This window comes from Azospirillum isscasi, assembly GCF_030849505.1.
GTDB classification, from domain to species: domain Bacteria; phylum Pseudomonadota; class Alphaproteobacteria; order Azospirillales; family Azospirillaceae; genus Azospirillum; species Azospirillum isscasi.
The window spans coordinates 13,154-36,342 of record NZ_JAUJFI010000049.1; the positions used below are offsets into that span (position 1 = coordinate 13,154).

Sequence of the window (23,189 nt, forward strand, 5' to 3'; positions counted from 1 at the left end):
GGCTACCCACATTCCTGTGAATAACTTTTGTCCACAGCCGGTGAGACTTGGGGATAACCCGGAAAACGGACGCCGTGTCAACGCGATAAGGAGGCTCCCGGCCTGTGGGCGGAGGCCGGGGCGGCGTCCGTCAGCGCCGCTTCGGCATGGACCATGTAATCGCGGACCAGCGGGACCGCGCCCAGCGACCGGGCGAGTTGCATCTGGAAGACCATGTGCCCCTGATAGCGGAAGCTGATCTCGGCGCCCGCCAGATAGAACTCCCACATCCGGCAGAAGCGCTCGTCGCACATGGCGCGGGCCTCGTCGCGCCGTGCGAGAAACCGCTCCCGCCAGTGGCGCAGCGTCTCGGCGTAATGGAGGCGCAGGATCTCCACATCGGTGTTCCACAGCCCGGCCTTCTCCACGGCGGGGATCACCTCCGACAGGGCGGGCGAGTAGCCGCCGGGGAAGATGTACTTGCGCAGCCAGGGATTCGTGGCGCCCGGCCCGTCCGAACGCCCGATGGAATGGAGCAGGGCCACCCCGTCCTCGGCCAGCAGGCCGCGCAGCCGGGCGAAGAAGGTGCGGTAATGCGGCACGCCGACATGCTCGAACATGCCGACCGAGACGATGCGGTCGAATCGCCCGTCCATCTGCCCGTCCATCTGACGGTAATCGCGCAGCTCGAACCGCACCCGGTCGCCGAGTCCCGCCCGCTCGGCCCGGTCTCGCGCCACGGCGAGCTGTTCGGTGGACAGAGTGATTCCCGTGACGTGGGCCCCGGTGGCCCGGGCGAGGTACAGCGCCATGCCGCCCCAGCCGCAGCCGACGTCGAGCACCCTCATGCCCGGCTGGAGCAGAAGCTTTGCCGCGATGTGCCGCTTCTTGGCCTCCTGCGCCTCGTCCAACCCGGTGTCCGGGGTGGGGAAGTAACCGCAGGAGTATTGCAGGTCACGGTCCAGGAACAGTTCGAAGAAGGCCCGCGACAGGTCGTAATGGTGGGCGGCGTTGCGCCGCGACCGCCGCAGGGGATTGCTCTGCTGGAGGAGCCGCAGGGCCGGGGCGAGGGCTTCCCGGACGTTGCCCAGCACGCCCTGGACGTTCTCCGGCCCGGCGCAGAGCAGCGCCAGGAAGTCGTAGATCGAGCCACCCTCGATGGACAGGCGGCCATCCATGTAGGCTTCCCCGAAACGCAGCCGCGGATTCACCACGAGGTCCCGGTGCAGCGCCTTGTCGTGCAGGCGCAGCGTCAGGGACGGGGCGCCGACCCCAACCCGGTGCCTGCGCCCGTCGGCGCCCAGGATGTCTAAGGCGCCGGCGGTCATCGCCGGGCCGAGCAGGCGGGCAAGCAGCATCGCGCATCTCCGCATCCGTCGAACAGGATCGGCGTCGATGACCCGCCCCCTACGAATCACCGGGCGAATCACCGGGAACGAGAGTCGGGGGTCGGAGCGGGATGAGGCAACCCGCCCGACGGGGCAGGGGCGCGGGGCGTCCGGCGCATCCCGATGGGGAGGAGCCGGATGGAAAAGGGGGGCGGAACGCGGAAAAGCCGCCTCGCCCCCATCAAGGGGCGGGCGGCTTCCGGACGAGCGGACTGGTCTCGAAGACGGGCGGTCAGCCCTCCTCGGAAACCTCGGCCTCGGGGGCCTCGGCGGCCTCCTCGATCTCGTCTTCCTCGTCGCGCAGGTCGGCGGCGGTGACCATGCCGCCGCGGGACAGCTGCAGCTCGGCCTCTTCCTTCGAACGGGCGACGTTCACCGTGACGGTGATGCTCACCTCGGGGTGCAGGACGACGCGCAGCTGGAACAGGCCCAGCGTCTTGATCGGCGACTCGATCTGCACCTGCTTGCGGTCGACCGTGTAGCCGGCGGCGTGCAGGGCGTCGGCGACGTCGCGCGGGGTCACCGAACCGTACAGGACGCCGGTCTCACCGGCCTGACGGATCACGACGACCGACACGGCGTTCATCTTGGCGGCAACCTGCTCGGCGTCCTTGCGGCGCTCCAGGTTGACGGCCTCCAGGTGGGCCTTCTGCTTCTCGAAGAACGCCATGTTCGCCTTGGTGGCGCGCAGGGCCTTCTTCTGCGGCAGCAGATAGTTGCGGGCGAAGCCGGGACGCACCTTCACGACCTGGCCCATCTGGCCGAGCTTCTCGACCCGCTCCAGCAGAATAACTTCCATCACTCGTCCTCCTGATCGGGGCCGGCGGGCCGGAGACGGCGACGCAGCCCAATCCATTGCTCGATCATGCCCAGGCCGACCATCAGCACGATCGGCCAACCGAAAAGAAACAGGAACATGTAGAACCCGACGAGGATCGGCAGCTTGGCCGACCGGCTTCGGGCAAACGCATGCACCACCGAAAGCCCGGCAAAGGCGAATGGCAGCGCCAGGACCAGCGCGGCGTTGACCGCGAGGAACCCGGCCGGGTCCGGCGCCAGGGAGGCCGCCAGCAGGGCCGCAAGGAACGCGGTGGCGAGCCACCGGGGCAGTTCCAGGTCGTCCAGCCGCATGGCGGGGCGCCGGTTGCGGCCGAACCGCATCAGGGCGCCCTGGGCCAGGGCTCCGTTGATGATCGTCATGACGAGCCATGAGATCACCGCGAAGCCCGGCAGCACCTCGGCCATCCAGATGTCCTGCGGGTCCGGGGCCGGCTGGCCCTGCGCGGAGAACATCTGGTCCGCCATGCGGCCCAGCGTTTCCCGCACCGCGCCCTCCAGCCCGCCGGGCTGATCGAGCGTCAGAACCGCGGCCCCCAGAAGGCCCGCCAGTCCCATTCCGGTCAGCGCCATCAGGAGCCGGCCCGGAGGATACCATTCCACTCCCCCGTCGGGAGCCGCCCGCGCCAGCAGCGCCTGCCGCACCACCAGGATGACCGGGACAGCCGCGGTCACCAGATAGGCGAGAGACACCAGAAGGCTGGACGACACCGCCAGGACCGCCACCGTTCCCGCCGCACCGGCGAGAAGGGAGACGGTGGAGCCGAGCCACAATCCCGCGAGGAACAGCGGCAACGGCGCCAGATAGCCCAGGATCAGCGCCCCGAATCCGCCGAACAGGACGGCGAGATAGAAGAACGCGCTGACCACGCCGACACCGATGGCAGCCGCCAGAGGGGCGGCCAGGGGCGAGGCCATGGGATTACCTTTGCCTTGTGTCCGCTTCGGGTCCTTACTTCACCACGTAGGGAAGCAGGGCCAGGAAACGGGCGCGCTTGATGGCGCGGGCGAGTTCGCGCTGCTTCTTCGCGGAAACCGCGGTGATGCGGCTCGGCACGATCTTGCCACGCTCGGAGATGAAGCGGGACAGGAGCTTGACGTCCTTGTAGTCGATCGCCGGGGCGTTCGCGCCCGAGAACGGGCAGGTCTTGCGGCGGCGGAAGAACGGACGGCGGGGACCGCCACCGGTGCGGGCCGGAGCGCCCGAGGTCTGCTTGTCGGACATTTAGGCGTTCTCCCCTTCGGTAACGGCGGGTTCCTGGCGGCGCGGCGGGCGCGGGCCACGATCCTCGAAGCGGCGCGGGCCGCGGTCGCCGCGATCACCGCGGTCGCCACGCTCGCCGCGGCTCTGCATCATCACCGACGGGTTGGCGTCCAGCGCATCGACGCGGACGGTCATGAAGCGCAGCACGTCCTCGTTGATGCTCATGTTCCGCTCCATCTCCAGGACGGCGGCGGCGGGGGCATCAAGGTTGAACAGGGTGTAGTGACCCTTGCGGTTCTTCTTGATCTTGTAGGTGAGCGTCTTCAGACCCCAGTATTCGGACTTGGCGACCTGGCCGCCGTTGTCGCGGATGATCTGGGCGAACTGCTCGCTGAGCTGCTCGGCCTGGGCGGCCGAGATGTCCTGGCGCGCGATCAGCACGCACTCGTAAAGAGCCATCGTACTCCCCATGGCTGTTCATGGTCCGGCGCTGCGCCCCATCCCCTATGGACAGGATCAGCCGCCCGGGCCTAGCCGGTGGCACGCGGGCCGCCGGCAAGGAGTTATGAAGCGGCGCAGTATGCACAAAAGCCCTTTCCCGACAAGCGGAAACATGAGCCGGCCGGCGATTCCGGTCGACCTGCCCCCGGCACGCCTTCAACTGGCCCTTTTCCGGCTCGTCTTTGCATCGCAGCAATGAAAAAACGCCGGAAAAGCAACAGAAAGGCGCCAATTCGGGCCCTTCAACGATGAGCATCGCTTGACTTGCCCGAAAGGCCGGGTATGACTGTCGCCCAATTCAACGGCAACGCCGCGGGTGGCGGGCCTTTTTACTAGGGTTTCCAGACAGCATGACCAGGGCGTTCGTCTTTCCGGGCCAGGGCAGCCAAGCCGTCGGCATGGGCCGCGAGCTGGCCGAGGCGTTCGAGGTCGCGCGGCACACCTTCGAAGAGGTGGACGACGCGCTGAACCAGCGCTTGTCCCGCCTGATGTTCGAAGGTCCCGAGGCCGACCTGACCCTGACCGAAAACGCCCAGCCGGCCCTGATGGCCGTCAGCGTCGCGGTCCTGCGGGTTCTGAACGACCAGGGCGGGCTCGACCTCGCCAAGCACGCGGCCTTCGTCGCCGGCCACTCGCTCGGCGAATATTCCGCCCTCTGCGCCGCCGGCGCCTTCACCCTGGCCGACACCGCGCGCCTGCTGAAGCTGCGCGGGCAGGCCATGCAGAAGGCGGTGCCGGTCGGGCAGGGCGCCATGGCCGCCCTGCTGGGCGCCGAGCTGGAGCAGGCCCAGGCCATCGCCGCCGACGCTGCCCAAAACGAGGTCTGCACCGTCGCCAACGACAATTCGTCGGGCCAGGTGGTGATCTCCGGCCATGCCGAGGCCATCGACCGCGCCATCGTGATCGCGGCGGAGCGCGGGCTGAAGCGCACCGTGCGCCTGCCGGTCAGCGCGCCCTTCCACTGCCCGCTGATGCAGCCCGCCGCCGACGCCATGGCCGAGGCGCTCGCCGCCGTGACGATCGCCGCCCCGGCGGTTCCGGTGGTCGCCAACGTGACGGCCTCCGCCGTGTCCGATCCCAACGAGATCCGCCGCCTTCTGGTGGAGCAGGTGACCGGCATGGTTCGCTGGCGCGAGAGCGTGCTCTATATGAAGGAGCAGGGCGTGTCCACGCTGGTGGAACTCGGCTCGGGCAAGGTGCTGTCGGGTCTCGCCAAGCGCATCGACAAGGAATTGGCCGGGACCTCGGTTCAGGGGCCGGCCGACGTCGAATCGTTCCTGAAGACCCTGTGAGGCATTCCATGTTCGACCTGACCGGAAAGAAGGCGCTGGTCACCGGCGCCTCGGGTGGCATCGGGGCGCAGATCGCCCGCGCGCTGCACGCGCAGGGCGCCACCGTCGCCCTGTCCGGCACCCGCGTCGCCCCGCTGGAGGCCCTGGCCGCCGAGCTGGGCGAACGCGCCCTGGTGGTGCCCGGCAATCTGGCCGACGCCGCCGGGACCGAGCAGCTCGCCAAGGACGCGGAGGCCGCTCTCGGCCAGATCGACATCCTGGTGAACAACGCCGGCCTGACCCGCGACCAGCTCGCGCTGCGCATGAAGGACGACGACTGGCAGTCGGTGCTGGACGTCAACCTGACCGCCGCCTTCCGCCTGTCGCGCGCCGTGCTGCGCGGCATGATGAAGCGCCGCTGGGGCCGCATCATCGGCATCACCTCGATCGTCGGCGTCACCGGCAACCCCGGCCAGGCCAACTACGCCGCCTCCAAGGCCGGCATGATCGGCATGTCGAAGTCGCTGGCCGCGGAGGTCGCGTCGCGCGGCATCACCGTGAACTGCGTCGCGCCGGGCTTCATCACCACGGCGATGACCGACGCCCTGAATTCCGAGCAGAAGGACAAGCTGCTCACCGCCATTCCTTCCGGCCGCATGGGCGAGCCGGGGGAAATCGCCGCCGGAGTCGTGTACCTGGCGAGCGATGAGGCCGCCTATGTCACCGGCCAGACGCTGCACATCAACGGCGGCATGGCCATGATCTGAGGCGGATTCGCTGCCTGAACCACAGGTTCGGACCGGCTCCCGCGGGCGCTGGTCAAGGCTGTTAAAATGTGTTATCGGACGGGGCTTTTTGTGGCAGGAAGACACGCAGCCGCGTGTTGAACCGGCCGAATTCGCCCGAGCGGTCTCAAGGATTGGAAGGTCTGAAAAAATGAGCGATGTCGCCGAGCGCGTGAAGAAGATCGTGGTGGACCACCTGGGCGTCGAGGAAGGTAAGGTGACGGAGAACGCCTCCTTCATCGACGATCTCGGCGCCGACAGCCTCGACACGGTCGAGCTGGTCATGGCTTTCGAGGAAGAGTTCGGCTGCGAGATTCCGGACGACGCCGCCGAGAAGATCCTGACGGTGAAGGACGCCATCGACTTCATCAAGGCGAACGCCGCCGCCTGATAAGGCGCTGGCGCACAGAGGGCCAGGCAGCTTTCCCAAGTGGCCTGGCCGTCGCTGAGTTTTCCGAGGAAAGGTCAAGGAATACCCCATGAGACGTGTCGTCGTTACCGGCCTCGGTCTGGTCACGCCGCTCGGTGTCGGCCATAAGCTCAACTGGGAGCGTCTGATCGCCGGCCAATCGGGCATCCGCGCCATCACGGGTTTTGACGCCTCCGATCTGGCCTCGAAGGTTGCCGGGCAGGTTCCGCGCGGGGATGGCGACGGGTTGTTCAACCCCGATGCCTTCATTCCGCCGAAGGACCAGCGGAAGATGGATGATTTCATCATCTTCGCCATTGCCGCGGCCCACGAAGCGATCAAGGATTCCGGCTGGGTCCCCCAGACCGACGAGGAGCGCGAACTCACCGGCGTCATGGTGGGCTCGGGCATCGGCGGCCTGCCGGGCATCGCCGAAGGTGCGGTGACCCTCGCCGAGAAGGGACCGCGCCGCATCTCCCCCTTCTTCATTCCGGCCTGCCTGATCAATCTGGCGTCCGGCCACATCTCCATCCAGCACGGCTTCAAGGGTCCGAACCACGCGGTGGTGACGGCCTGCTCGACCGGCGCGCACGCCATCGGCGACGCTTCGCGCCTGATCATGCTGGGTGACGCGGACGTGATGGTCGCGGGCGGCACGGAAGCAGCGGTGAGCCGCCTGGGCGTGGGCGGTTTCGCCGCCATGCGCGCCCTGTCCACCGCCTTCAACGACACGCCGGAGAAGGCGTCGCGCCCCTACGACAAGGACCGCGACGGCTTCGTGATCGGCGAAGGTTCCGGTGTCGTCGTCCTCGAAGAGCTGGAGCACGCCAAGAAGCGGGGTGCCCACATCTATGCCGAAGTCGTGGGCTACGGCATGTCGGGCGACGCCTACCACATCTCCGCTCCGGCGGAGGATGGCAACGGCGGTTTCCGCTCCATGCGCAACGCGCTGAAGCGGGCCGGGCTCGATCCGGCGAGCATCGACTACGTCAACGCGCACGGCACCTCGACGCCGCTGGGCGACGAGATCGAGCTTGGCGCGGTGAAGCGTCTGTTCGGCACGGCGATGGACAGCGTCGCCATGTCCTCCACCAAGTCGGCCATCGGTCACCTGCTGGGGGCCGCCGGCGCGGTCGAGGCGATCTACTCGATCAAGGCGATCAACCACGGCATCGTTCCGCCGACGCTGAACCTTGAGAACCCCTCGGAGAGCTGCCTCGGCGTCAACCTCGTTCCAAAGGTTGCGCAGGAGCGCCGCGTGCGGGCCGCGCTGTCGAACTCCTTCGGCTTCGGCGGCACCAACGCCTCCCTGGTCTTCAAGGAATTCGCCTGAGCGGCGAAGCATAGCGGAGACCGCCGATGGGCTGGGGGCTCCGAATCGCGGCGGGGGCGTTGACCGCCCTCACCGCGGGCAGCGCCTTGGTGTTCTGGGGAGCCCTCAGCGTGATGGCCCCCGGACCGTTGGAGCATGCCGAAACGGTCGTCATTCCGCGTGGAAGCGGGCTGGAAGCCATTGCGCTGACTTTGGGAGACGCAGGGGTCGTCGAATCCCCGATCCTCTTCGTGGTCGCCGCAAAGCTCCAAGGCCCGCTGAAGGCGGGCGAGTATACGTTCCCGGCGGGCATCAGCGTCGACGGTGTCCTGGATATGCTGCGTCAGGGCAAGACGGTGGTCCGCCGCTTCACGGTGCCGGAAGGGCTGACCTCCGCCCAGGTGGTGGCGCTGCTCGACGCCGAACCGGCGTTGACCGGCGATCTGAAGGCCGTTCCGAAGAACGGGACCCTGCTGCCCGAGACCTATCACTATTCCTACGGCGATCCGCGCTCCGCTCTGGTCGAGCGTATGCAGCACGCGATGACGCAGGCGTTGAACGACGCCTGGAAGAATCGCGGCCCGGATCTGCCGTTTGAAAATCCGCAGCAGGCGCTGACCATGGCGTCCATCGTGGAGAAGGAGACCGGCGTCGCGGCGGAGCGCGCCAAGGTGGCCGGCGTCTTCGTGAACCGTCTGGAAACCGGCATGAAGCTCCAGTCGGACCCGACGGTCATCTACGCCCTGACCGATGGCAGCGGCGAGTTGGGGCGGGCCTTGACCCGCAACGACTGGAAGTTCGAGTCACCCTACAACACCTATCAGGTGAACGGGTTGCCGCCGGGACCGATCGCCAATCCGGGGCGCGCCTCCATCCAGGCGGCTCTGCACCCGGAGAAGCACGACTTCCTGTATTTCGTCGCCGATGGCGGTGGCGGGCACGTCTTTGCGAAGACCTTGCCCGATCACAACCGGAACGTCGCGAAATGGCGCGAGGTGCAGCGCCGTCAAACCGGCGGCGCGGGCAACGGGGACACGCCGCAGGAGTGAGCGGTCCCCTGTTCCCGGTCGGAAGGCACGTCGGTCAGGCGGCGTTCGACGCCATCGGTTCGAGCGCGACGACTCCGCCCAGCGCGCCGTAGCTCTTGCGGGCGTCGCGCATTTTCTCCAGCGATTCCATCAGGCTCTCTTCGGCGAAGCCGGGGGCGAGCTGGGCCAGTTCCTGTTCCGTCAAGGCGATGAAGGCGTCCAGAAGGCGCGCGTGGATGCGGCAGGCTTGGCGGACTTCATCGGCGACCATCGGTGCTGGCATGGTAGGCTCCCAATCACGGAATAAAGAGAAACACGGTCCGTCCGTGCGTGGGAATTCTCTCGGTTTGTGGTTAATAGAGCATTAAATGCAATTCATCTTCCCGGAAGGAAGAAGAGTTACCACTTCGGATGAAAAAGGCGAAAATCGGACGATTTCGATTTTGGTATGTGACAGAGATAAGGCGGCTTTTGAGACTTTCGAATAGTCGCCGTCGATTCAATACAGGGAGGGTCCCCCGCCGCGCACGGGCGGGGGACCGGACAATCACCGCCGGATTTCCTTGTCCAGGTTCAGGTCCGCTTTGGCTCCCTGGATGCGTGCCCGGTAGACCAGCATGGCCTCCATCACGCGCTGCACGTAATTGCGCGTCTCGTAGATCGGGATCAGTTCCAGCCAGTCCACGGCGTCGATGGCCTCGCCGCGCGGGTCGCCATAGGTCTCGATCCACTGGCGCACGCGGGTCGGGCCGGCGTTGTAGGCGGCGATGGCCATGATGTAGGAGCCGTTGAAGCGGTCGATCATGTCCGCCAGATAGGCGGAGCCGAGCCGCACATTGTAATCCGGGTCGCTGGTCAGCTTGGCGTTGTTGTGCTTGACCCCCAGCTTGTTGGCGACAAGCTGCGCCGTTCCGGGCATGAGCTGCATCAGCCCGCGCGCCCCGGCGGAGGACACCACGGCGGTGTTGAAGGTGCTCTCCTGCCGGATGATGGCGTGCACCAGGGCGATTTCCGGGGCGGAGGGACGGCTCTCGATCATCGGGTAGCCGGCTTCCACCAGGAACACGTCGTTCTGCGCGGCGTCCTTCGCGGCGGCCACGGCGAGGTCGCGGCGCCCGACCTCCCGCGCCAGCTTGGCGGCCAGCACGTAATCCGCCGGCTCCTTCGCGTCGAGGCTGAGGCGGCGCAGGAAGGCGGTCACCCGCTCGTCCGTGTTGCCCTCGATCTCGGCCAGCAGCTTCGTCACGCGCACCACCTCCCGCCGTTCGAAGGCGGTGGCGTCGGCGTTGGACACGCGCGGTTCGGCGGGCAGGTCGATGCGGCCATTCCCGGCGTGGCGGGCGGCAAGCTGGCCGTAGAAGGTCGTCCCGTACTGGGCGGCCTTGCCGTACCAGTCCTTCGCCTGCGCCGTCTGGCCCAGAGCCTCCGCCGCGCGCCCGCACCAGTAGGCGCCGCGCGCCTTGCTGATCGGCGCGCCCACGGAACGGTAGAGCTTGTGGAAATGGCCGAAGGCGCTCGACGGATCGTCGAGGAAGCGGAGCGCGAGGAAGCCGGCCAGGAACTCGGCTTCCGCCGCGCCGTTGCCGTCCGTCTGCCCGTGCGCCTTCACGAGCCGGTAGGCGAGGTTGTGGTCGCCGTTCGTCATGGCGCGGCGGGCCAGGATGTGGCGCTCCGTCCACCACGCCTGCGGACGCCCCATGTCCTTGGGCGCCTGGGCGATGATCTCCAGCGCCCCCGCGTCGTCGCCCTTGCGGCGGCGGTAGCGGGCGCGGTCGAACAGCAGGCCGGGATCGTTGCGCAGGGAGGCGGGCACGCGGGCCAGCGCCGCGTCGGCGTTCTTGGCGTCGCCGTCCAGCGCGATGCGCGCCTCGATCAGCAGGTCGTAGGCTTCATCGAAGAAGGGCAGCATGCGGCGCACGGCGGCCTCCTGCCGTTCCCACAGCAGCCGGTCGATGCGCGCCTTGTGCTCCTGCGGACGCAGGTGGGAGCGGTAGCGGGCCAGGAACGCCTCTTCGTCCGCGGCGGTGAAGTTGGCTTCCACCCAGCGGTCGCGGACCATCCGCACGGCCCGCTCGGCGTTGCCGGTGGCCAGCAGCGTGTCGGCGTGGCGCATGAAGCCGTCGTTGGACAGGGGCGGGTACTGCTTGAACCAGGCCAGCACCCGGTCCTCGTCCAGGTCGATGGGCATCGCCTTCTCCGCCTGCCGGCGGAGCTGGGCCTGGTTGGGCCAGTCGCCGTTCTCGCGGATGAAGGCGGCGATCTCGTCGAAGCTGCCGCCGCCGGGAGTCGCCAGCGCCATCCAGCGGATCACCTTGGCCGGCAGCTTGTTCGACGCCTGGGCGGCGATGCGCAGCGCCTCGTCGTGGCGGTCGTTGTCGGCGGCCTTGAACGCCTGCCGGTAGACCGCGAGATCCTGCGCGGTCAGGCTGGCGGCCCCGGCGGGCTGGGCGAGCACGATCAGCCCCAGCAGGGCGGCGGCGATTGCGGAACGGGTGGCATGTCGGATGATCATCCGGGCGCTCTTGCTCGGGGGAACGGGTGCGGCTAAGGTGCGCGACACTTTTCTTGTAGTCCGTCGGAGGTGGCAGGCATGTTGTACGGTTCCATCGTCGCTCTTTTGACCCCGTTTAAAAACGGGAAAGTGGACGAGGCCGCCTTCCAGTCCTTCGTCGAGTGGCAGGTTGCGCAGGGCACCCACGGTCTCGTTCCGTGCGGCACCACGGGCGAGTCGCCCACCCTCTCCCACGAGGAGCACAACCGCGTCGTCGAGCTGTGCATCGAGGCCGCGGGCGGGAAGGTTCCGGTCGTCGCCGGCACCGGGTCGAACTCCACCGAGGAGGCGATCTCGCTGACCCAGCACGCGAAGAAGGCCGGCGCCACCGCGGCGCTGGTGGTCACGCCCTACTACAACAAGCCGACGCAAGAAGGTCTGTACCAGCATTTCAAAGCGATCCATGACGCGGCGGATTTGCCGATCGTTGTCTACAACATTCCCGGCCGCAGTGTCGTGGATATGTCGGTGGCGACGATGGCCCGCCTCGCCAAGCTGCCGAACATCATCGGCGTGAAGGACGCGACGGCGGATCTGGCCCGTCCGGTCCGTCTGCTGCAGGAGGTCGGCCCCGACTTCATCCAGCTGTCGGGCGAGGACGCGACGGCGCTGGCCTTCAACGCGCAGGGCGGCGTCGGCTGCATCTCGGTGACGGCGAACATCGCGCCGGCCCAGTGCGCCGCGATGCAGGACGCCTGGCGCAAGGGCGACCTCGCCACCGCCTACAAGTACCGCGACCTGCTGACCCCGCTGCACGATTCCATGTTCGTGGAGACGAGCCCGGCCCCGGTGAAATACGCCGCCAGCCTGCTCGGCAAGTCCACGGACGAGGTTCGCCTGCCGCTGGTCGCCGCGTCGGAGAGCACGCGGACCATCGTCCGCGACGCGATGAAGAAGGCCGGGGTGCTGTCCTAACGGGCAGCACCACCCCGCCCGAGGGAAGGAGGAGACGTGGCCGCCCGCGAGCCCGAACCAAGGCGCATCGCGGCACAGAACCGCCGCGCACGCTTCGACTATTTCATCGAAGACACCCTGGAGGCCGGTCTGATCCTGACCGGCACCGAGGTGAAGTCGTTGCGCGGCGGCCGTGCCAGCATCAACGAGGCGTACGCCGGCCTCAAGGACGGGGAACTGTACCTGTTCAACGCCTACATCCCGGAATACGGGCAGGCGGGCCGCTGGCTTCAGCATGAGACCAAACGGCCGCGCAAGCTGCTGGTGCACCGCCGCGAGCTGAACAAGCTCATGGGCGCCATCAAACAGAAGGGAATCACGCTGATTCCGATGTCGGTCTACTTCAACGACCGCGGCATCGCCAAGGTCCAGGTGGGTCTCGCCGCCGGCAAGAAGAAGCACGACAAGCGCGAGTCCGAGAAGGAACGGACGTGGCAGCGCGACAAGGCGCGCCTGATGCGCGACCGGGGCTGAGGAAAAGAATTTCACCACGGGGACACGGAGACACAGAGAGCGCGCTTTCTCTGTGTCTCCGTGTCCCCGTGGTGCGGTCCCACACCGATACGACCATTGACGAGAAGAAATGTGAGCCGCTTGTCCAACCGCGCCGGCGACCGGGAAGCCACCGTGGCCGGCGTCGCCGCCGACCTTTTCGCTGAACGCCGCCCCCAGGGCCGCATCCTCGTCGCCGGCGACGCGGACGGGGCGATGGGACGGGCGCTTGCCGACGGCGGGGCGGAAGTCACCCCCTGGAACCGGCTTGCCCTGGACGGGAAACCGGCCACGCCCTGGCCGGCGGACGGTGCCTTCGACGGGGCCGTGCTGCGCCTGCCGCGCGGCTGGGCCGCCTTCGAGATGGCGCTGCACGCTCTCGCCGCGCGTCTCCCCACCGGCGCGCCGCTGTGGGTCGTCGGCAGCAACGACGAGGGGATCACCTCGGCGCCCAAACGCTTCGACGGGCTGTTGGACGGGCTGGAGACCCTCGCCATCAAGCGCCGCGTCCGTGTCCTGGAAAGCCGCCGAACCAGCGCCTCGGCCAAAGGCAATCTGGAGGACTGGCGCGAAACCGTCGCCCTGCCGCTGCCGGGGCGTGACGGGGGGCTGGATCTCGTCTCCTATCCCGGTCTGTTCGCCCATGGACGGCTGGACACCGGCACGGAATGCCTGCTCCAGGTCCTGCCGGAGGTCGCGGCGGGCACCGCGGTGCTGGATTTCGGCTGCGGGGCCGGGGTGATCGCCCGGGCGGTGCGGGAGCGCACGCCGGACGCCCGGCTGACCCTTCTCGACATCGACGCGGTGGCTTTGCACGCCGCCCGCCAGAATGTGCCGGACGCGGAATGCGTGCTGAGCGACGGGCTGGCCGGGCTGGGCGCGCGGGAGCGCTTCGGGCTGATCGTCTCCAACCCGCCGCTTCACCGCGGCAAGGACGAGGATTTCGGGATGCTGGAGGCGCTGGTCGCCGGCACCAAGCAGTATCTGAAGCTCCGCGGCTCGCTGGTCGCGGTGACGCAGCGGACGGCGGGCGTGGGCAAGCTGTTCAAGACGGCCTTCGGCCACGCCGACCTGTTGCTGGAAACACCGCAATTCCAGGTGTGGAAGGGCACGCCGAAGTAAAGAGGGATGGCGGGGGCGGCGCCGGAGCGCGGCCCCCGCAGCAGGGTCAGCCCTCTTTCAGCAGCCGCGCCGCATCGACGGCGCCATAGGTCAAAATCGCGTCGCAACCGGCGCGCTTGAAGCCGGTCAGCGTCTCCAGCAGGGCCTTGTCGTAATCCAGCCAGCCGTTCTGCGCGGCGGCGCGCAGCATCGCATACTCACCGGAGACGTGATAGGCGAAGGTCGGAACGGCGAACGTGTCCTTCACCCGGCGGATGACGTCCAGATAGGGCAGGCCCGGCTTCACCATCACCATGTCCGCGCCTTCCTGAAGGTCGAGCGCGACCTCGTGAAGGGCCTCGTCGGTGTTGGCGGGGTTCATCTGGTAGGTTTTCTTGTCGCCCTTCAGGAAGCCGCCGGAGTTCACCGCGTCGCGGAAGGGACCGTAGAAGGCCGAGGCGTACTTGGCGGCGTAGGAGCAGAGCCGCACCAGCTCGTGCCCCTGGCTGTCCAGACGGTCGCGGATCAGGCCGATGCGCCCGTCCATCATGTCCGACGGGGCGACGATGTCCACGCCGGCCTCCGCCTGCGACAGGGCCTGCCGGGCCAGCACCTCGACGGTTTCATCGTTCTGGATGTAGCCGTTGCGCAGGATGCCGTCGTGGCCGTGGCTGGTGTAGGGGTCGAGCGCCACGTCGCCGAGGATGCCGACCTGCGGCACCGCGGTCTTCAGCGCGCGGATGGCGCGGTTCATCAGGTTGTCGGGGCGGTAGGCTTCCGCCGCGTCCTCCGACTTGGCGTCGGAACCGACGACCGGGAACAGGGCGATGCAGGGAATGCCCAGGTCGCCCGCTCCGGCCACCGCCTCGGTCAGGAGGTCGATGGTCAGCCGCTCCACGCCGGGCATGGAGGCCACGGGCTCCCGCCGGTTCTCGCCTTCGATCACGAAGACCGGCCAGATCAGGTCGTCCACGGTCAGGCGGTGTTCGGCGACGAGGCGGCGGGTCCAGGCGTCGGCGCGGTTGCGGCGCAGACGGGTGCGCGGGAAGGACGCCGGGGACCGGAAGTGCGAGGCGGACATATGGGGGACCTGATGTGCTCTTATAACTTGCGGCGCGATCCTACGCCGCATGGCCGCCGCGACTCAAGCCACACCGCTCACAGGTCTGAATCCCGTGTCCTGCATCTCCATGACCCAGCGGTGCCCGTCCTTGCGCCATTGCGAGGCGAGACCGCCGGTGAAGGCGGCGCCCTCCCAGGACCGCACCTCGAAGGTGACGCGCGGCGGGTCGATGGCGATGAGGTTGTAGGCGTTGGCCTCGTTGCGCAGGCGGGTGGAGGTCGCGGTGGACGCCTGGGCGACCAGGATGGAGCGCGCCACCTGGGTGTGGTGGGTCATGATGTCGCCGGAATAGGCGCGGTGCAGGTGCCCGGCCAGCAGAAGGTCCACCCCGCAGCTTTCCAGCGCCGGCAGGGCCAGCTTGTGCCGTCCGACCAGCTTGGTCTTCGGCGCGTCCGGCGGCGGCAGGAAGGGATGGTGGGTGAACAGCACCTTGAACACCGTGTCCGGCACCTCGCAGAACACCTCCCGCACGCGCTGGATCTGGGCCTTGTTCAGGCGCCCTTCGGAAAAATCCATGATGACGGAGCGCGCGGTGTTGATCCCCAGCACGGCGATTTCCGAATCGATGTGGAAGGGGCTGAGGTCGCTGGTGATGAAGCGCTTGTAGTTGCCGAACGGGTCGAGGAAGCGGCGCACCACATTGTAGACCGGGATGTCGTGGTTCCCCGGCACGACCAGATAGGGGAAGGGCAGCTTCTCCAGAAAGGCCCGCGCCTCCAGGAAATGGCGGGCCTTGGCGCGCTGGACCAGATCGCCGGAAATCACGATCAGGTCGGGCCGCGCCGCCGTCAGGTCGGCCAGCAGGCCATCGACCACCGCCGGGTCGATCCGCCCGAAATGCAGGTCCGAGATGTGGGCGAGCTTCTTCACGACACCTCCGGATTCGTCCTGCCGATCACGCGCCTTCCGCTTTCGGGGCCAGGATCTTCAGCGCCTTGTGACGGATACGGTAGTTCAGCGGCGGCTCCATCTGCAAAATCTCGCCGTCGTTGACCATCTTCAGCCGGTGCCGCCGGCTGTGCACCGTCAGTTGCGTCGCCGTCAGCGTTTCCAACTCCTCATCCTGCTGCCAGGTTCCAAGGACTGTGCGCCCCATCAGGCGCAGCAGGCCCCAGGGGTCGCGCTGCCGCGCCACATAGACGCCGAGTTTTCCCGAATCGAGCGTGGCGCGGCGCAGAAGCATGCTGCCCGCCTCGCCGTCATAGGGGTTGTTGGAGACGACCAGCACCGGCGTGCGCACGCGGCGCGGTCCCTCGCCCCAGTCGATCCGCACGTCCAGCAAGGGAAGGCGGCGGAAGGTGCGGACCAGCGCCAGCGCCATCGCCGGCCATTTCAGCAGGCGGTGCCGCTTGCGCTTCTCCTCCCGCTCCTGCACCACTTGGGGGTAGAAGCCGAGGACGGAGCTGTTCAGGTAGACCTTGCCGTTCACCTCCGCCACGTCGATGCTGCGCACCTCCCCGGCGGCCAGCGCCTCGTACGCCTCGTCGAGGTCCAGCGGGGTCTTCAGGTCGCGCGCCAGCAGGTTCATGGTGCCGAGCGGCAGGATGCCCAGGATCTTGCCGGTGGGCAGGATCATGTTGACCGCGGTGTGGATGGTCCCGTCGCCGCCACCCACGATGACCAGTTCGGCGTCGGAGTCGATGGCCTTGCGGATCGCCCCGGCGCAGTCCGCCGGCTCCACCGCCGACAGCGCGACCTCCGCCCCGTGCCGTTCGAAGGCGCGGCGGATCGCCGCCATGGTGTCGTCGAGCGGCTGGCCGGCCAGCGTTCCCGCCGACCGGTTGAGGACGATGGCCGTCTTCCGGCCCGGACCCTCCTGACGTGACGCTTGCGCTGCTGAGGCTGCGATCATGGAACTGTCCCGCTCATGACTGTGGGGGCGGCAACGGTCGGGGCGGGGGCGGTGTTCCGCGACGCTGCGCTGCGAAACGGCGGTTTGACACGCCGCCCGCCGCCCGTATCATCGCCCGAAACCAACAAATCCGCCCCACAAACGAACAAATGGAAACGACCGGAACCATGAGCGACTCTGCTGAGATCCTGTTCGAACGCCGCGGCGCCATCGGGCTCGTGACGCTGAACCGTCCGAAGGCGCTGAACGCCCTGACCCTGGGCATGATCCGCCTGTTCGATCCGCAGCTGCGGGCCTGGGCGGCCGATCCGGAGATCAAGGCCGTCGTCGTGCAGGGCGCCGGGGAAAAGGCGTTCTGCGCCGGCGGCGACGTGGTGAACCTGTACGAGACGGGCAAGGCCGCCAAGGCGGGGCAGGACGACGGTGCCTCCATCCGCGCCTTCTTCAGCGAGGAATACGTCCTCAACCGGCTGATCCACACCTGCCCGAAGCCCTACGTCGCGCTGATCGACGGCATCAGCATGGGCGGCGGCGTCGGCCTGTCGGAGCACGGCTCCCACCGCATCGTGACGGAGCGGACGATGTTCGCCATGCCGGAGACGGGAATCGGCCTCTATCCGGACGTCGGCGGCACCTATTTCCTGCCGCGCCTGCCGGGGCAGGTTGGGATTTGGCTGGGGCTGACCGGCGACCGGCTGAAGGCGGCGGACATGCTGGAGGTCGGCGCCGCCGACGCCTTCGTCCCCAGCGCGAGGCTCGAGTCCCTGATTGCCGACCTTGCCGACGGCGTGCCCGCCGACGAGGCGGTCGCGCGCCATCGCGAGGAAGCGGGCGCGCCGCCGGTCGCCGCCAACCGTGCGGCCATCGACCGCTGCTACGCCCACAACAGTGTGGAGGCCATCGTCGCGGCGCTGGAGGCGGAGGGAACGGAGTGGGCCGCCGGCCAGCTCGCCACGCTGAAGCGCGTGTCGCCGACCAGCCTGAAGGTGACCCTGGAGGCGCTGCGCCGCGGCGCCAAGCTGGATTTCGACGGCTGCATGATCCAGGAGCTTCGCCTCAGCCTCGCCTTCCTCGCCCGCCACGACTTCTACGAGGGCATCCGCGCGGCGCTGGTGGACAAGGACCGGAATCCGCGCTGGTCGCCCGCCACCCTGGCCGAGGTGGACGCCGAGGACGTGGAGCGCCACTTCGCCGAACCCAACGGCGGGGATCTGCGCTTTACCGATTGATGAGGCATGCTCCCCTTTATTGCAGCCAGAACGTGCAACGATGCGGGCACATTCCGCGCGTTTCTGCGTTAGTATCGGGGAAATCCTTGCGGGACTTGTCTCAAACCTGACCGTTGTCGGCCAAGGTTGGAAGAGACGGGTTGGCGTCTCCACGCGGTCCGCCGCGCGGAGACGCCGCCGGGACACTCGAATTCGGGGCTGGATTTGGGGCCGGATTCGGGGCCGATTTCGGGATGTCATTGCACGCAACGGGGCCTGGAGCGGCAGGACGGGGGAGTCCGCGGGGCCAGGCTGTTCTACAATCCGGGCTGTGCTTTTGGGGCATTATTGAGGTGATTGCCGGACAATGATCGGTTAATCTCCCCTTAAGGACCCCGGAAAGGCCACAGGTCGGCCCATGTCCGGTACGAGCCAAAGGAGACCGCGGTGCGCAAACCCTATTACGAAAGCATCCTCTTGATCGAACGGCTTCACCGCCACTTTCTCGAGGTGCTGAAGACCGAGCTTGACCGTCTCGGCATCCAGGACATCAACAACGTCCAGAGCCTGATTCTGTACAACATCGGCGAGGACGAGATGACCGTCGGCGAACTGACGGCGCGCGGCTATTATCTCGGCTCCAACGTGTCCTACAACGTGAAGAAGATGGTCGAGAACGGCTATCTCGGGCAGGAGCGTTCGCCGCACGACCGCCGGTCGGTGCGCGTCCGCCTGTCGGAGAAAGGACTCGACCTGCGCGAGAAGATCAGCCGCATGTTCGAGCGCCACCTGACGGCGCTGGAAAAGGCCGGCTTCAGCGACGAGGAACTGGTCAAGGCGAACGAGACCCTGCGCAAGCTCGAACGCTTCTGGTCGGCGTCGCTCGACTACAGCGGCTTTCCGCTGACCTCGGCCGCCTGATCCGGGGCCGCCTGAGTCCGATCGGTACCGCGGTTTCCGGCTCCTGCGTCGAAAGAAAAAGGCCCGCTCCCGGACATCGGTCCGGGGGCGCGTCGCGAGTCGGTGTGCGGCCCTGCGTGGCCGCTTTTTTCATGCCCGCATTCCGGCCTCCGAACGCCCGCTCATTGCCGGTGGAATCGTCCCCCGGCCGCGGTTTGTCACGGCATCGGTGGTTCCGGATGGACGGGATTGAGTTCTTTCCGTAAGCTGTGCGTGTGACAGATTGCTGATAACCTGAACCAACAATGGGCGGTCCCGCAAGAAGGCCGCCGATAACAGGGAACGGGGAGGATATGGCAAGTGACGTCATTCTGGAGACGCGCGGACTGACCAAGGAATTCCGGGGCTTCGTAGCCGTCCGCGACGTCAGCCTGCGGGTGCGGAGGGGGTCCATCCACGCGCTGATCGGTCCCAACGGGGCTGGCAAGACCACCGTTTTCAACCTGCTCACCAAGTTCCTTCAGCCCAGCAACGGGCACATCCTGTTCAACGGGCGCGACATCACGGCGGTGAAGCCGGCGGACGTCGCACGCATGGGCATCGTCCGCTCCTTCCAGATTTCCGCGGTGTTCCCGCATCTGACGGTGCTGGAGAATGTCCGTGTCGGCCTGCAACGCCCGCTCGGGAACTCCTTCCAGTTCTGGAAATCGGAATCGGTGCTCGACCGGCTGAACGGGCGGGCGATGGAACTGCTGGAGGATGTCGGGCTGGCCGGCTACGCCCATCTGCCGGCGGCGGAGCTTCCCTACGGACGCAAACGCGCGCTGGAGATCGCCACGACGCTCGCCCTGGAGCCGGAAATGCTTCTGCTGGACGAGCCGATGGCCGGCATGGGGCACGAGGACATCGACCGCATCGCGGCGCTGATCAAGCGGGTCTCCGCCAACCGCACCATCCTGATGGTGGAGCACAACCTGTCCGTGGTCTCCAACCTGTCGGACTGGATCACCGTGCTGGCCCGCGGCGAGGTTCTGGCCGAGGGGCCCTACGCCGAGGTGTCGCGCCACCCGAAGGTCCGTGAAGCCTATATGGGGAGCGGTCATGCCTGACGCCCAGCCGATTCAGAGCACGCCGACCCGGACCGCCATGTTGGAGATTTCCGACCTTCAAGCCTTCTACGGCGAAAGCCATGTGCTGCACGGCGTCAACATCGACGTGCGCCAGGGCGAGGTGGTGACGCTGCTGGGCCGCAACGGCGCCGGCAAGACGACCACCATGCGTTCCATCATGGGCATCGTCGGCAGGCGCACCGGCTCCATCCGCTTCCAGGGGCAGGAGCTGATCGGCATGGCCCAGCACAGGATACCCCGCCTTGGCATCGGGTACGTGCCGGAGGAGCGCGGGATCTTCGCCTCGCTCAGCGTGGACGAGAACCTGATGCTGCCGCCCGTCGTCAAGGACGGCGGGATGACCGTCCAGCAGATTTACGAACTGTTCCCGAACCTTCAGGGGCGCGGCTCGACCCAGGGCACGCGCCTGTCGGGCGGCGAGCAGCAGATGCTGGCCATCGCACGCATCCTGCGCACCGGCGCCGACCTGATCCTGCTGGACGAGCCGACCGAAGGGCTTGCCCCCGTCATCATCGAGCAGATCGGCGTCGCCGTGCGCAAGCTGAAGCAGCGCGGCTTCACCATCCTGCTGGTGGAGCAGAACTTCCGCTTCGCCGCCACCATCGCCGACCGCCATTACGTGATGGAGGAAGGCCATGTCGTCGACATGATCCCTAACGACCAACTCGCCGCCAACATGGAGAAGCTGCACGAATACCTCGGTGTTTGACCCAGCAAACAGAAACTCACCAACCAGAAACGTCTGAACTCGAACCGGGAGGAATGGAATGATTGCACGTCTGCTTGCCGGGGCGGCGCTCGCCGCGTTGGCCGTCGGTTCCGCACAGGCCCAGCAGGGCAAGGTTTCGGGCGACGTCGTGAAGATCGGCGTCCTCAACGACCGCTCCGGCCTGTACGCCGACCTCGGCGGCGAGGGCTCCGCGGTCGCCGTCCGCATGGCGGTGGAGGAGGTGGGCGGCAAGATTCTGGGCAAACCCATCGAGGTCGTCGCGGCGGACCACCAGAACAAGCCGGACATCGGGTCGAACATCACCCGCGAATGGATCGACCGCGACGGGGTGGACGTCATCGTGGACGTGCCGAACTCCGGCGTCGCGCTCGCCGTGCAGGAGGTGACCCGCGAGAAGAAGAAGATCTTCCTGATGGAAGGCCCGGCGACCTCGCGCCTGACCGGCGACGCCTGCTCGCCCACCGGCTTCCACTGGGCCTACGACACCCGCGCGCTGGCCGTCGGCACCGGGCAGGCCATCGTGAAGGAGGGCGGCAAGAAGTGGTTCTTCCTGACCGCCGACTATGCCTTCGGCCACCAGTTGGAGGCCGACACGGCGGCGGAGGTGAAGAAGGCCGGGGGGAGCGTGGTGGGGGCCGTCCGCGCGCCGCTGAACACGGCGGATTTCTCCTCCTTCCTTCTGCAGGCGCAATCGTCCGGCGCGCAGGTGATCGGCCTCGCCAACGCCGGCGGCGACACCATCACCTCGATCAAGCAGGCGTCGGAGTTCGGCCTGACGCAGAGCGGCCAGCAGAAGCTCGCCGGGCTGCTGATCTTCCTGTCGGACGTGCACGCGCTGGGGCTCCAGGTGGCCCAGGATCTCGTCCTGACCACCGGATTCTATTGGGACATGGACGACGAGAAGCGCGCCTGGTCGGAGAAGTTCAAGGCGAAGACCGGCAAGATGCCGACGATGGTGCAGGCCGGCAGCTATTCCGCCGTGAAGCACTACCTGAAGGCCATCGAAGCCGCCGGCACCGACGATGGACCGACCGTCGCCGCCAAGATGAAGGAGATGCCGGTCAACGACATGTTCGCCAAGAACGGCAAGATCCTGCCGAACGGGCGCATGGTCCACGACATGTATCTGGCCCGCGTGAAGAAGCCCAGCGAGTCCAAGGGGCCGTGGGACTATTACGAGATCATCCGCACCATCCCCGGCGACGAGGCCTTCGCCACCCTGGCGGACAGCGGCTGCAAGCTGCCGGGCTGATCTCCGCCCGCCCCGGCGCCCCGTCTCCCGCCGCAGGCGGGGAGGGGCGCCGGGGCGATCACCCGCCGCGCAGAACGGCCGGAGGCGAACCATCATGTCCACCATCTTCGGCATCCCGCCCCAGGCGCTGTTCGGGCAACTTCTGCTGGGGTTGATCAACGGGTCCTTCTACGCGCTGCTCAGCCTCGGGCTGGCGGTGATCTTCGGCATGCTGAACGTCATCAATTTCGCCCATGGCGCGCTCTACATGCTGGGGGCCTTCGTGGCGTGGCTGCTGCTGACCATGGCGGGGGTCGGCTATTGGTGGGCGCTGCTCCTGGCGCCGCTGGTCGTCGGCGCCTTCGGGGTGATCCTGGAGAAGACGCTGCTCAGCCGGCTCTACAAGCTCGACCATCTCTACGGGCTGCTGCTGACCTTCGGCCTCGCGCTGATCGTCGAGGGGATCTTCCGCCATTTCTACGGCGTCTCGGGCCAGCCCTACCCGATTCCGGATCTGCTGCGCGGCGGGCAGAATCTCGGCTTCATGTTCCTGCCCAACTACCGCGGCTGGGTCGTCGTCGCCTCGCTGATCGTCTGCCTTGCCACCTGGTACGCGATCGAGCGGACGAAGCTCGGCGCCTATCTGCGGGCGGCGACGGAGAATCCGGTGCTGGTCCAAGCCTTCGGCATCAACGTGCCGGTGATGATCACGGCCACCTACGGCTTCGGCGTGGCGCTGGCCGGGCTGGCCGGCGTTCTGGCCGCCCCGATCTATCAGGTGTCGCCGCTGATGGGCTCCAACCTCATCATCGTCGTCTTCGCGGTGGTGGTGATCGGCGGCATGGGGTCGATTCTGGGTGCTGTGCTGACCGGATACGGCCTCGGGCTGTTGGAAGGGCTGACGAAGGTGTTCTATCCGGAGGCGTCCAACATCGTCGTCTTCGTCATCATGGCCGTGGTGCTGCTGATCAAGCCCGCCGGCCTTTTCGGGCGGGAGAGGTGACCCATGGCGACCGAGACCCATGCCGTCCGCCGCGAGACCGCGGCTTCCACCGCGGCTCCCGCAACCGGAAAGCCGGCCACGCCGGGCCTTCTGGCCCTGGCCGTCCTGCTGGCGGTGCTGATCGCCGCGCCCTACGTGCTGTACCCCGTCTTCGTGATGAAGGTGCTGTGCTTCGCGCTGTTCGCCTGCGCCTTCAACCT

The 23,189-nt window shown here is 67.5% G+C and carries 24 protein-coding genes and 1 pseudogene; 15 read left to right on the plus strand and 10 right to left on the minus strand.

Annotated elements, in window-relative coordinates; translation table 11 throughout:
* Nucleotides 1–77 precede the first annotated feature (77 nt).
* The 5 genes from QSG27_RS12185 to rpsF all read right to left on the minus strand — a co-directional run bounded on the left by QSG27_RS12185 (nucleotide 78) and on the right by rpsF (nucleotide 3,867).
* The gene (locus QSG27_RS12185) at nucleotides 78–1,337 is read right to left on the minus strand and encodes an SAM-dependent methyltransferase (RefSeq protein WP_306706452.1); all 1,260 of its coding nucleotides are present in this window, start codon (nucleotides 1,335–1,337) and stop codon (nucleotides 78–80) included.
* A gap of 262 nt (nucleotides 1,338–1,599) precedes the next feature.
* Nucleotides 1,600–2,166, minus strand: coding sequence for a 50S ribosomal protein L9 (rplI, locus tag QSG27_RS12190; protein ID WP_306706454.1), 567 nt, complete (start codon nucleotides 2,164–2,166; stop codon nucleotides 1,600–1,602).
* On the minus strand, nucleotides 2,166–3,122 hold the full coding sequence (locus QSG27_RS12195) for a DUF2232 domain-containing protein (protein ID WP_306706456.1): 957 nt from the start codon (nucleotides 3,120–3,122) through the stop codon (nucleotides 2,166–2,168). The genes rplI and QSG27_RS12195 overlap by 1 nt, the downstream gene beginning before the upstream one ends.
* A gap of 34 nt (nucleotides 3,123–3,156) precedes the next feature.
* Nucleotides 3,157–3,429: a 30S ribosomal protein S18 gene (rpsR, locus tag QSG27_RS12200; RefSeq protein WP_014240379.1), complete on the minus strand. Its 273-nt coding sequence runs from the start codon at nucleotides 3,427–3,429 to the stop codon at nucleotides 3,157–3,159.
* A complete protein-coding gene (gene rpsF, locus QSG27_RS12205; protein ID WP_306706466.1) occupies nucleotides 3,430–3,867 on the minus strand; it encodes a 30S ribosomal protein S6 in 438 nt (145 codons plus the stop codon).
* Between the two features lie 392 nt (nucleotides 3,868–4,259).
* Between rpsF and fabD the strand changes: the two genes are divergently transcribed.
* From fabD to mltG, 5 genes are all read left to right on the plus strand, one after another.
* Nucleotides 4,260–5,201, plus strand: coding sequence for an ACP S-malonyltransferase (gene fabD, locus QSG27_RS12210; RefSeq protein WP_306706468.1), 942 nt, complete (start codon nucleotides 4,260–4,262; stop codon nucleotides 5,199–5,201).
* An 8-nt stretch (nucleotides 5,202–5,209) separates the two neighbouring features.
* Nucleotides 5,210–5,947, plus strand: a complete 738-nt coding sequence (gene fabG / locus QSG27_RS12215; RefSeq protein WP_306706470.1) for a 3-oxoacyl-[acyl-carrier-protein] reductase — start codon at nucleotides 5,210–5,212, stop codon at nucleotides 5,945–5,947.
* A 169-nt stretch (nucleotides 5,948–6,116) separates the two neighbouring features.
* Nucleotides 6,117–6,356: an acyl carrier protein gene (locus QSG27_RS12220; protein ID WP_149468787.1), complete on the plus strand. Its 240-nt coding sequence runs from the start codon at nucleotides 6,117–6,119 to the stop codon at nucleotides 6,354–6,356.
* A gap of 88 nt (nucleotides 6,357–6,444) precedes the next feature.
* Nucleotides 6,445–7,707 carry a beta-ketoacyl-ACP synthase II gene (gene fabF, locus QSG27_RS12225; protein ID WP_306706472.1) on the plus strand — a complete coding sequence of 421 codons (1,263 nt, stop codon included), beginning with the start codon at nucleotides 6,445–6,447 and terminating at the stop codon, nucleotides 7,705–7,707.
* Between the two features lie 26 nt (nucleotides 7,708–7,733).
* On the plus strand, nucleotides 7,734–8,735 hold the full coding sequence (gene mltG / locus QSG27_RS12230; RefSeq protein WP_306706475.1) for an endolytic transglycosylase MltG: 1,002 nt from the start codon (nucleotides 7,734–7,736) through the stop codon (nucleotides 8,733–8,735).
* A gap of 34 nt (nucleotides 8,736–8,769) precedes the next feature.
* Here mltG and QSG27_RS12235 read toward each other — a convergent pair whose 3' ends face one another.
* Nucleotides 8,770–8,997 (minus strand): hypothetical protein, encoded by a 228-nt coding sequence (locus QSG27_RS12235; protein ID WP_306706477.1) that lies wholly within the window; start codon nucleotides 8,995–8,997, stop codon nucleotides 8,770–8,772.
* 264 nt (nucleotides 8,998–9,261) lie between these two features.
* A complete protein-coding gene (locus QSG27_RS12240) occupies nucleotides 9,262–11,226 on the minus strand; it encodes a lytic transglycosylase domain-containing protein (RefSeq protein WP_306706479.1) in 1,965 nt (654 codons plus the stop codon).
* Between the two features lie 78 nt (nucleotides 11,227–11,304).
* On the opposite strand from QSG27_RS12240, the gene dapA reads away from it, so the two are divergent.
* The 3 genes from dapA to QSG27_RS12255 all read left to right on the plus strand — a co-directional run bounded on the left by dapA (nucleotide 11,305) and on the right by QSG27_RS12255 (nucleotide 13,833).
* Nucleotides 11,305–12,180, plus strand: coding sequence for a 4-hydroxy-tetrahydrodipicolinate synthase (gene dapA / locus QSG27_RS12245; protein ID WP_306706481.1), 876 nt, complete (start codon nucleotides 11,305–11,307; stop codon nucleotides 12,178–12,180).
* Nucleotides 12,181–12,216: 36 nt separating this feature from the next.
* A complete protein-coding gene (smpB, locus tag QSG27_RS12250; RefSeq protein ID WP_306706483.1) occupies nucleotides 12,217–12,693 on the plus strand; it encodes an SsrA-binding protein SmpB in 477 nt (158 codons plus the stop codon).
* 111 nt (nucleotides 12,694–12,804) lie between these two features.
* Nucleotides 12,805–13,833, plus strand: coding sequence for a methyltransferase (locus QSG27_RS12255; RefSeq protein ID WP_306706486.1), 1,029 nt, complete (start codon nucleotides 12,805–12,807; stop codon nucleotides 13,831–13,833).
* A 46-nt stretch (nucleotides 13,834–13,879) separates the two neighbouring features.
* Here the strand turns inward: QSG27_RS12255 and hemB are convergent, their stop codons facing one another.
* From hemB to QSG27_RS12270, 3 genes are all read right to left on the minus strand, one after another.
* Nucleotides 13,880–14,893, minus strand: a complete 1,014-nt coding sequence (gene hemB, locus QSG27_RS12260; RefSeq protein ID WP_306706488.1) for a porphobilinogen synthase — start codon at nucleotides 14,891–14,893, stop codon at nucleotides 13,880–13,882.
* A gap of 63 nt (nucleotides 14,894–14,956) precedes the next feature.
* Nucleotides 14,957–15,805: a metallophosphoesterase family protein gene (locus tag QSG27_RS12265; RefSeq protein WP_306706490.1), complete on the minus strand. Its 849-nt coding sequence runs from the start codon at nucleotides 15,803–15,805 to the stop codon at nucleotides 14,957–14,959.
* A gap of 25 nt (nucleotides 15,806–15,830) precedes the next feature.
* The gene (locus QSG27_RS12270) at nucleotides 15,831–16,787 is read right to left on the minus strand and encodes a diacylglycerol/lipid kinase family protein (protein ID WP_306706491.1); all 957 of its coding nucleotides are present in this window, start codon (nucleotides 16,785–16,787) and stop codon (nucleotides 15,831–15,833) included.
* Between the two features lie 167 nt (nucleotides 16,788–16,954).
* Between QSG27_RS12270 and QSG27_RS12275 the strand changes: the two genes are divergently transcribed.
* The 7 genes and pseudogenes from QSG27_RS12275 to QSG27_RS12305 all read left to right on the plus strand — a co-directional run.
* Nucleotides 16,955–18,016, plus strand: a complete 1,062-nt coding sequence (locus QSG27_RS12275) for an enoyl-CoA hydratase/isomerase family protein (RefSeq protein ID WP_306706494.1) — start codon at nucleotides 16,955–16,957, stop codon at nucleotides 18,014–18,016.
* A gap of 426 nt (nucleotides 18,017–18,442) precedes the next feature.
* Complete coding sequence (locus QSG27_RS12280; protein ID WP_014240398.1) at nucleotides 18,443–18,916, plus strand: MarR family winged helix-turn-helix transcriptional regulator; 474 nt, start codon at nucleotides 18,443–18,445, stop codon at nucleotides 18,914–18,916.
* A 332-nt stretch (nucleotides 18,917–19,248) separates the two neighbouring features.
* Nucleotides 19,249–20,004 (plus strand): ABC transporter ATP-binding protein, encoded by a 756-nt coding sequence (locus QSG27_RS12285; RefSeq protein ID WP_306706496.1) that lies wholly within the window; start codon nucleotides 19,249–19,251, stop codon nucleotides 20,002–20,004.
* On the plus strand, nucleotides 19,997–20,734 hold the full coding sequence (locus tag QSG27_RS12290) for an ABC transporter ATP-binding protein (protein ID WP_326522685.1): 738 nt from the start codon (nucleotides 19,997–19,999) through the stop codon (nucleotides 20,732–20,734). The genes QSG27_RS12285 and QSG27_RS12290 overlap by 8 nt, the downstream gene beginning before the upstream one ends.
* Nucleotides 20,735–20,792: 58 nt before the next feature.
* Nucleotides 20,793–22,007 carry an ABC transporter substrate-binding protein gene (locus tag QSG27_RS12295; RefSeq protein ID WP_306706498.1) on the plus strand — a complete coding sequence of 405 codons (1,215 nt, stop codon included), beginning with the start codon at nucleotides 20,793–20,795 and terminating at the stop codon, nucleotides 22,005–22,007.
* Nucleotides 22,008–22,101: 94 nt separating this feature from the next.
* Nucleotides 22,102–22,989: a branched-chain amino acid ABC transporter permease gene (locus tag QSG27_RS12300; RefSeq protein ID WP_306706500.1), complete on the plus strand. Its 888-nt coding sequence runs from the start codon at nucleotides 22,102–22,104 to the stop codon at nucleotides 22,987–22,989.
* Between the two features lie 3 nt (nucleotides 22,990–22,992).
* A pseudogene (locus tag QSG27_RS12305) lies at nucleotides 22,993–23,189 on the plus strand (branched-chain amino acid ABC transporter permease); the annotation flags it as partial.

What these genes read in the sequence shown, in the direction of transcription:
- QSG27_RS12185 (WP_306706452.1), bottom strand. Translation starts at nt 1,337, where the DNA reads ATGCTGCTTGCCCGCCTGCTCGGCCCGGCGATGACCGCCGGCGCCTTA.
- rplI (WP_306706454.1), bottom strand. Translation starts at nt 2,166, where the DNA reads ATGGAAGTTATTCTGCTGGAGCGGGTCGAGAAGCTCGGCCAGATGGGC.
- QSG27_RS12195 (WP_306706456.1), bottom strand. Translation starts at nt 3,122, where the DNA reads ATGGCCTCGCCCCTGGCCGCCCCTCTGGCGGCTGCCATCGGTGTCGGC.
- rpsR (WP_014240379.1), bottom strand. Translation starts at nt 3,429, where the DNA reads ATGTCCGACAAGCAGACCTCGGGCGCTCCGGCCCGCACCGGTGGCGGT.
- rpsF (WP_306706466.1), bottom strand. Translation starts at nt 3,867, where the DNA reads ATGGCTCTTTACGAGTGCGTGCTGATCGCGCGCCAGGACATCTCGGCC.
- fabD (WP_306706468.1), top strand. Translation starts at nt 4,260, where the DNA reads ATGACCAGGGCGTTCGTCTTTCCGGGCCAGGGCAGCCAAGCCGTCGGC.
- fabG (WP_306706470.1), top strand. Translation starts at nt 5,210, where the DNA reads ATGTTCGACCTGACCGGAAAGAAGGCGCTGGTCACCGGCGCCTCGGGT.
- QSG27_RS12220 (WP_149468787.1), top strand. Translation starts at nt 6,117, where the DNA reads ATGAGCGATGTCGCCGAGCGCGTGAAGAAGATCGTGGTGGACCACCTG.
- fabF (WP_306706472.1), top strand. Translation starts at nt 6,445, where the DNA reads ATGAGACGTGTCGTCGTTACCGGCCTCGGTCTGGTCACGCCGCTCGGT.
- mltG (WP_306706475.1), top strand. Translation starts at nt 7,734, where the DNA reads ATGGGCTGGGGGCTCCGAATCGCGGCGGGGGCGTTGACCGCCCTCACC.
- QSG27_RS12235 (WP_306706477.1), bottom strand. Translation starts at nt 8,997, where the DNA reads ATGCCAGCACCGATGGTCGCCGATGAAGTCCGCCAAGCCTGCCGCATC.
- QSG27_RS12240 (WP_306706479.1), bottom strand. Translation starts at nt 11,226, where the DNA reads ATGATCATCCGACATGCCACCCGTTCCGCAATCGCCGCCGCCCTGCTG.
- dapA (WP_306706481.1), top strand. Translation starts at nt 11,305, where the DNA reads ATGTTGTACGGTTCCATCGTCGCTCTTTTGACCCCGTTTAAAAACGGG.
- hemB (WP_306706488.1), bottom strand. Translation starts at nt 14,893, where the DNA reads ATGTCCGCCTCGCACTTCCGGTCCCCGGCGTCCTTCCCGCGCACCCGT.
- QSG27_RS12270 (WP_306706491.1), bottom strand. Translation starts at nt 16,787, where the DNA reads ATGATCGCAGCCTCAGCAGCGCAAGCGTCACGTCAGGAGGGTCCGGGC.
- QSG27_RS12275 (WP_306706494.1), top strand. Translation starts at nt 16,955, where the DNA reads ATGAGCGACTCTGCTGAGATCCTGTTCGAACGCCGCGGCGCCATCGGG.
- QSG27_RS12285 (WP_306706496.1), top strand. Translation starts at nt 19,249, where the DNA reads ATGGCAAGTGACGTCATTCTGGAGACGCGCGGACTGACCAAGGAATTC.
- QSG27_RS12290 (WP_326522685.1), top strand. Translation starts at nt 19,997, where the DNA reads ATGCCTGACGCCCAGCCGATTCAGAGCACGCCGACCCGGACCGCCATG.
- QSG27_RS12295 (WP_306706498.1), top strand. Translation starts at nt 20,793, where the DNA reads ATGATTGCACGTCTGCTTGCCGGGGCGGCGCTCGCCGCGTTGGCCGTC.
- QSG27_RS12300 (WP_306706500.1), top strand. Translation starts at nt 22,102, where the DNA reads ATGTCCACCATCTTCGGCATCCCGCCCCAGGCGCTGTTCGGGCAACTT.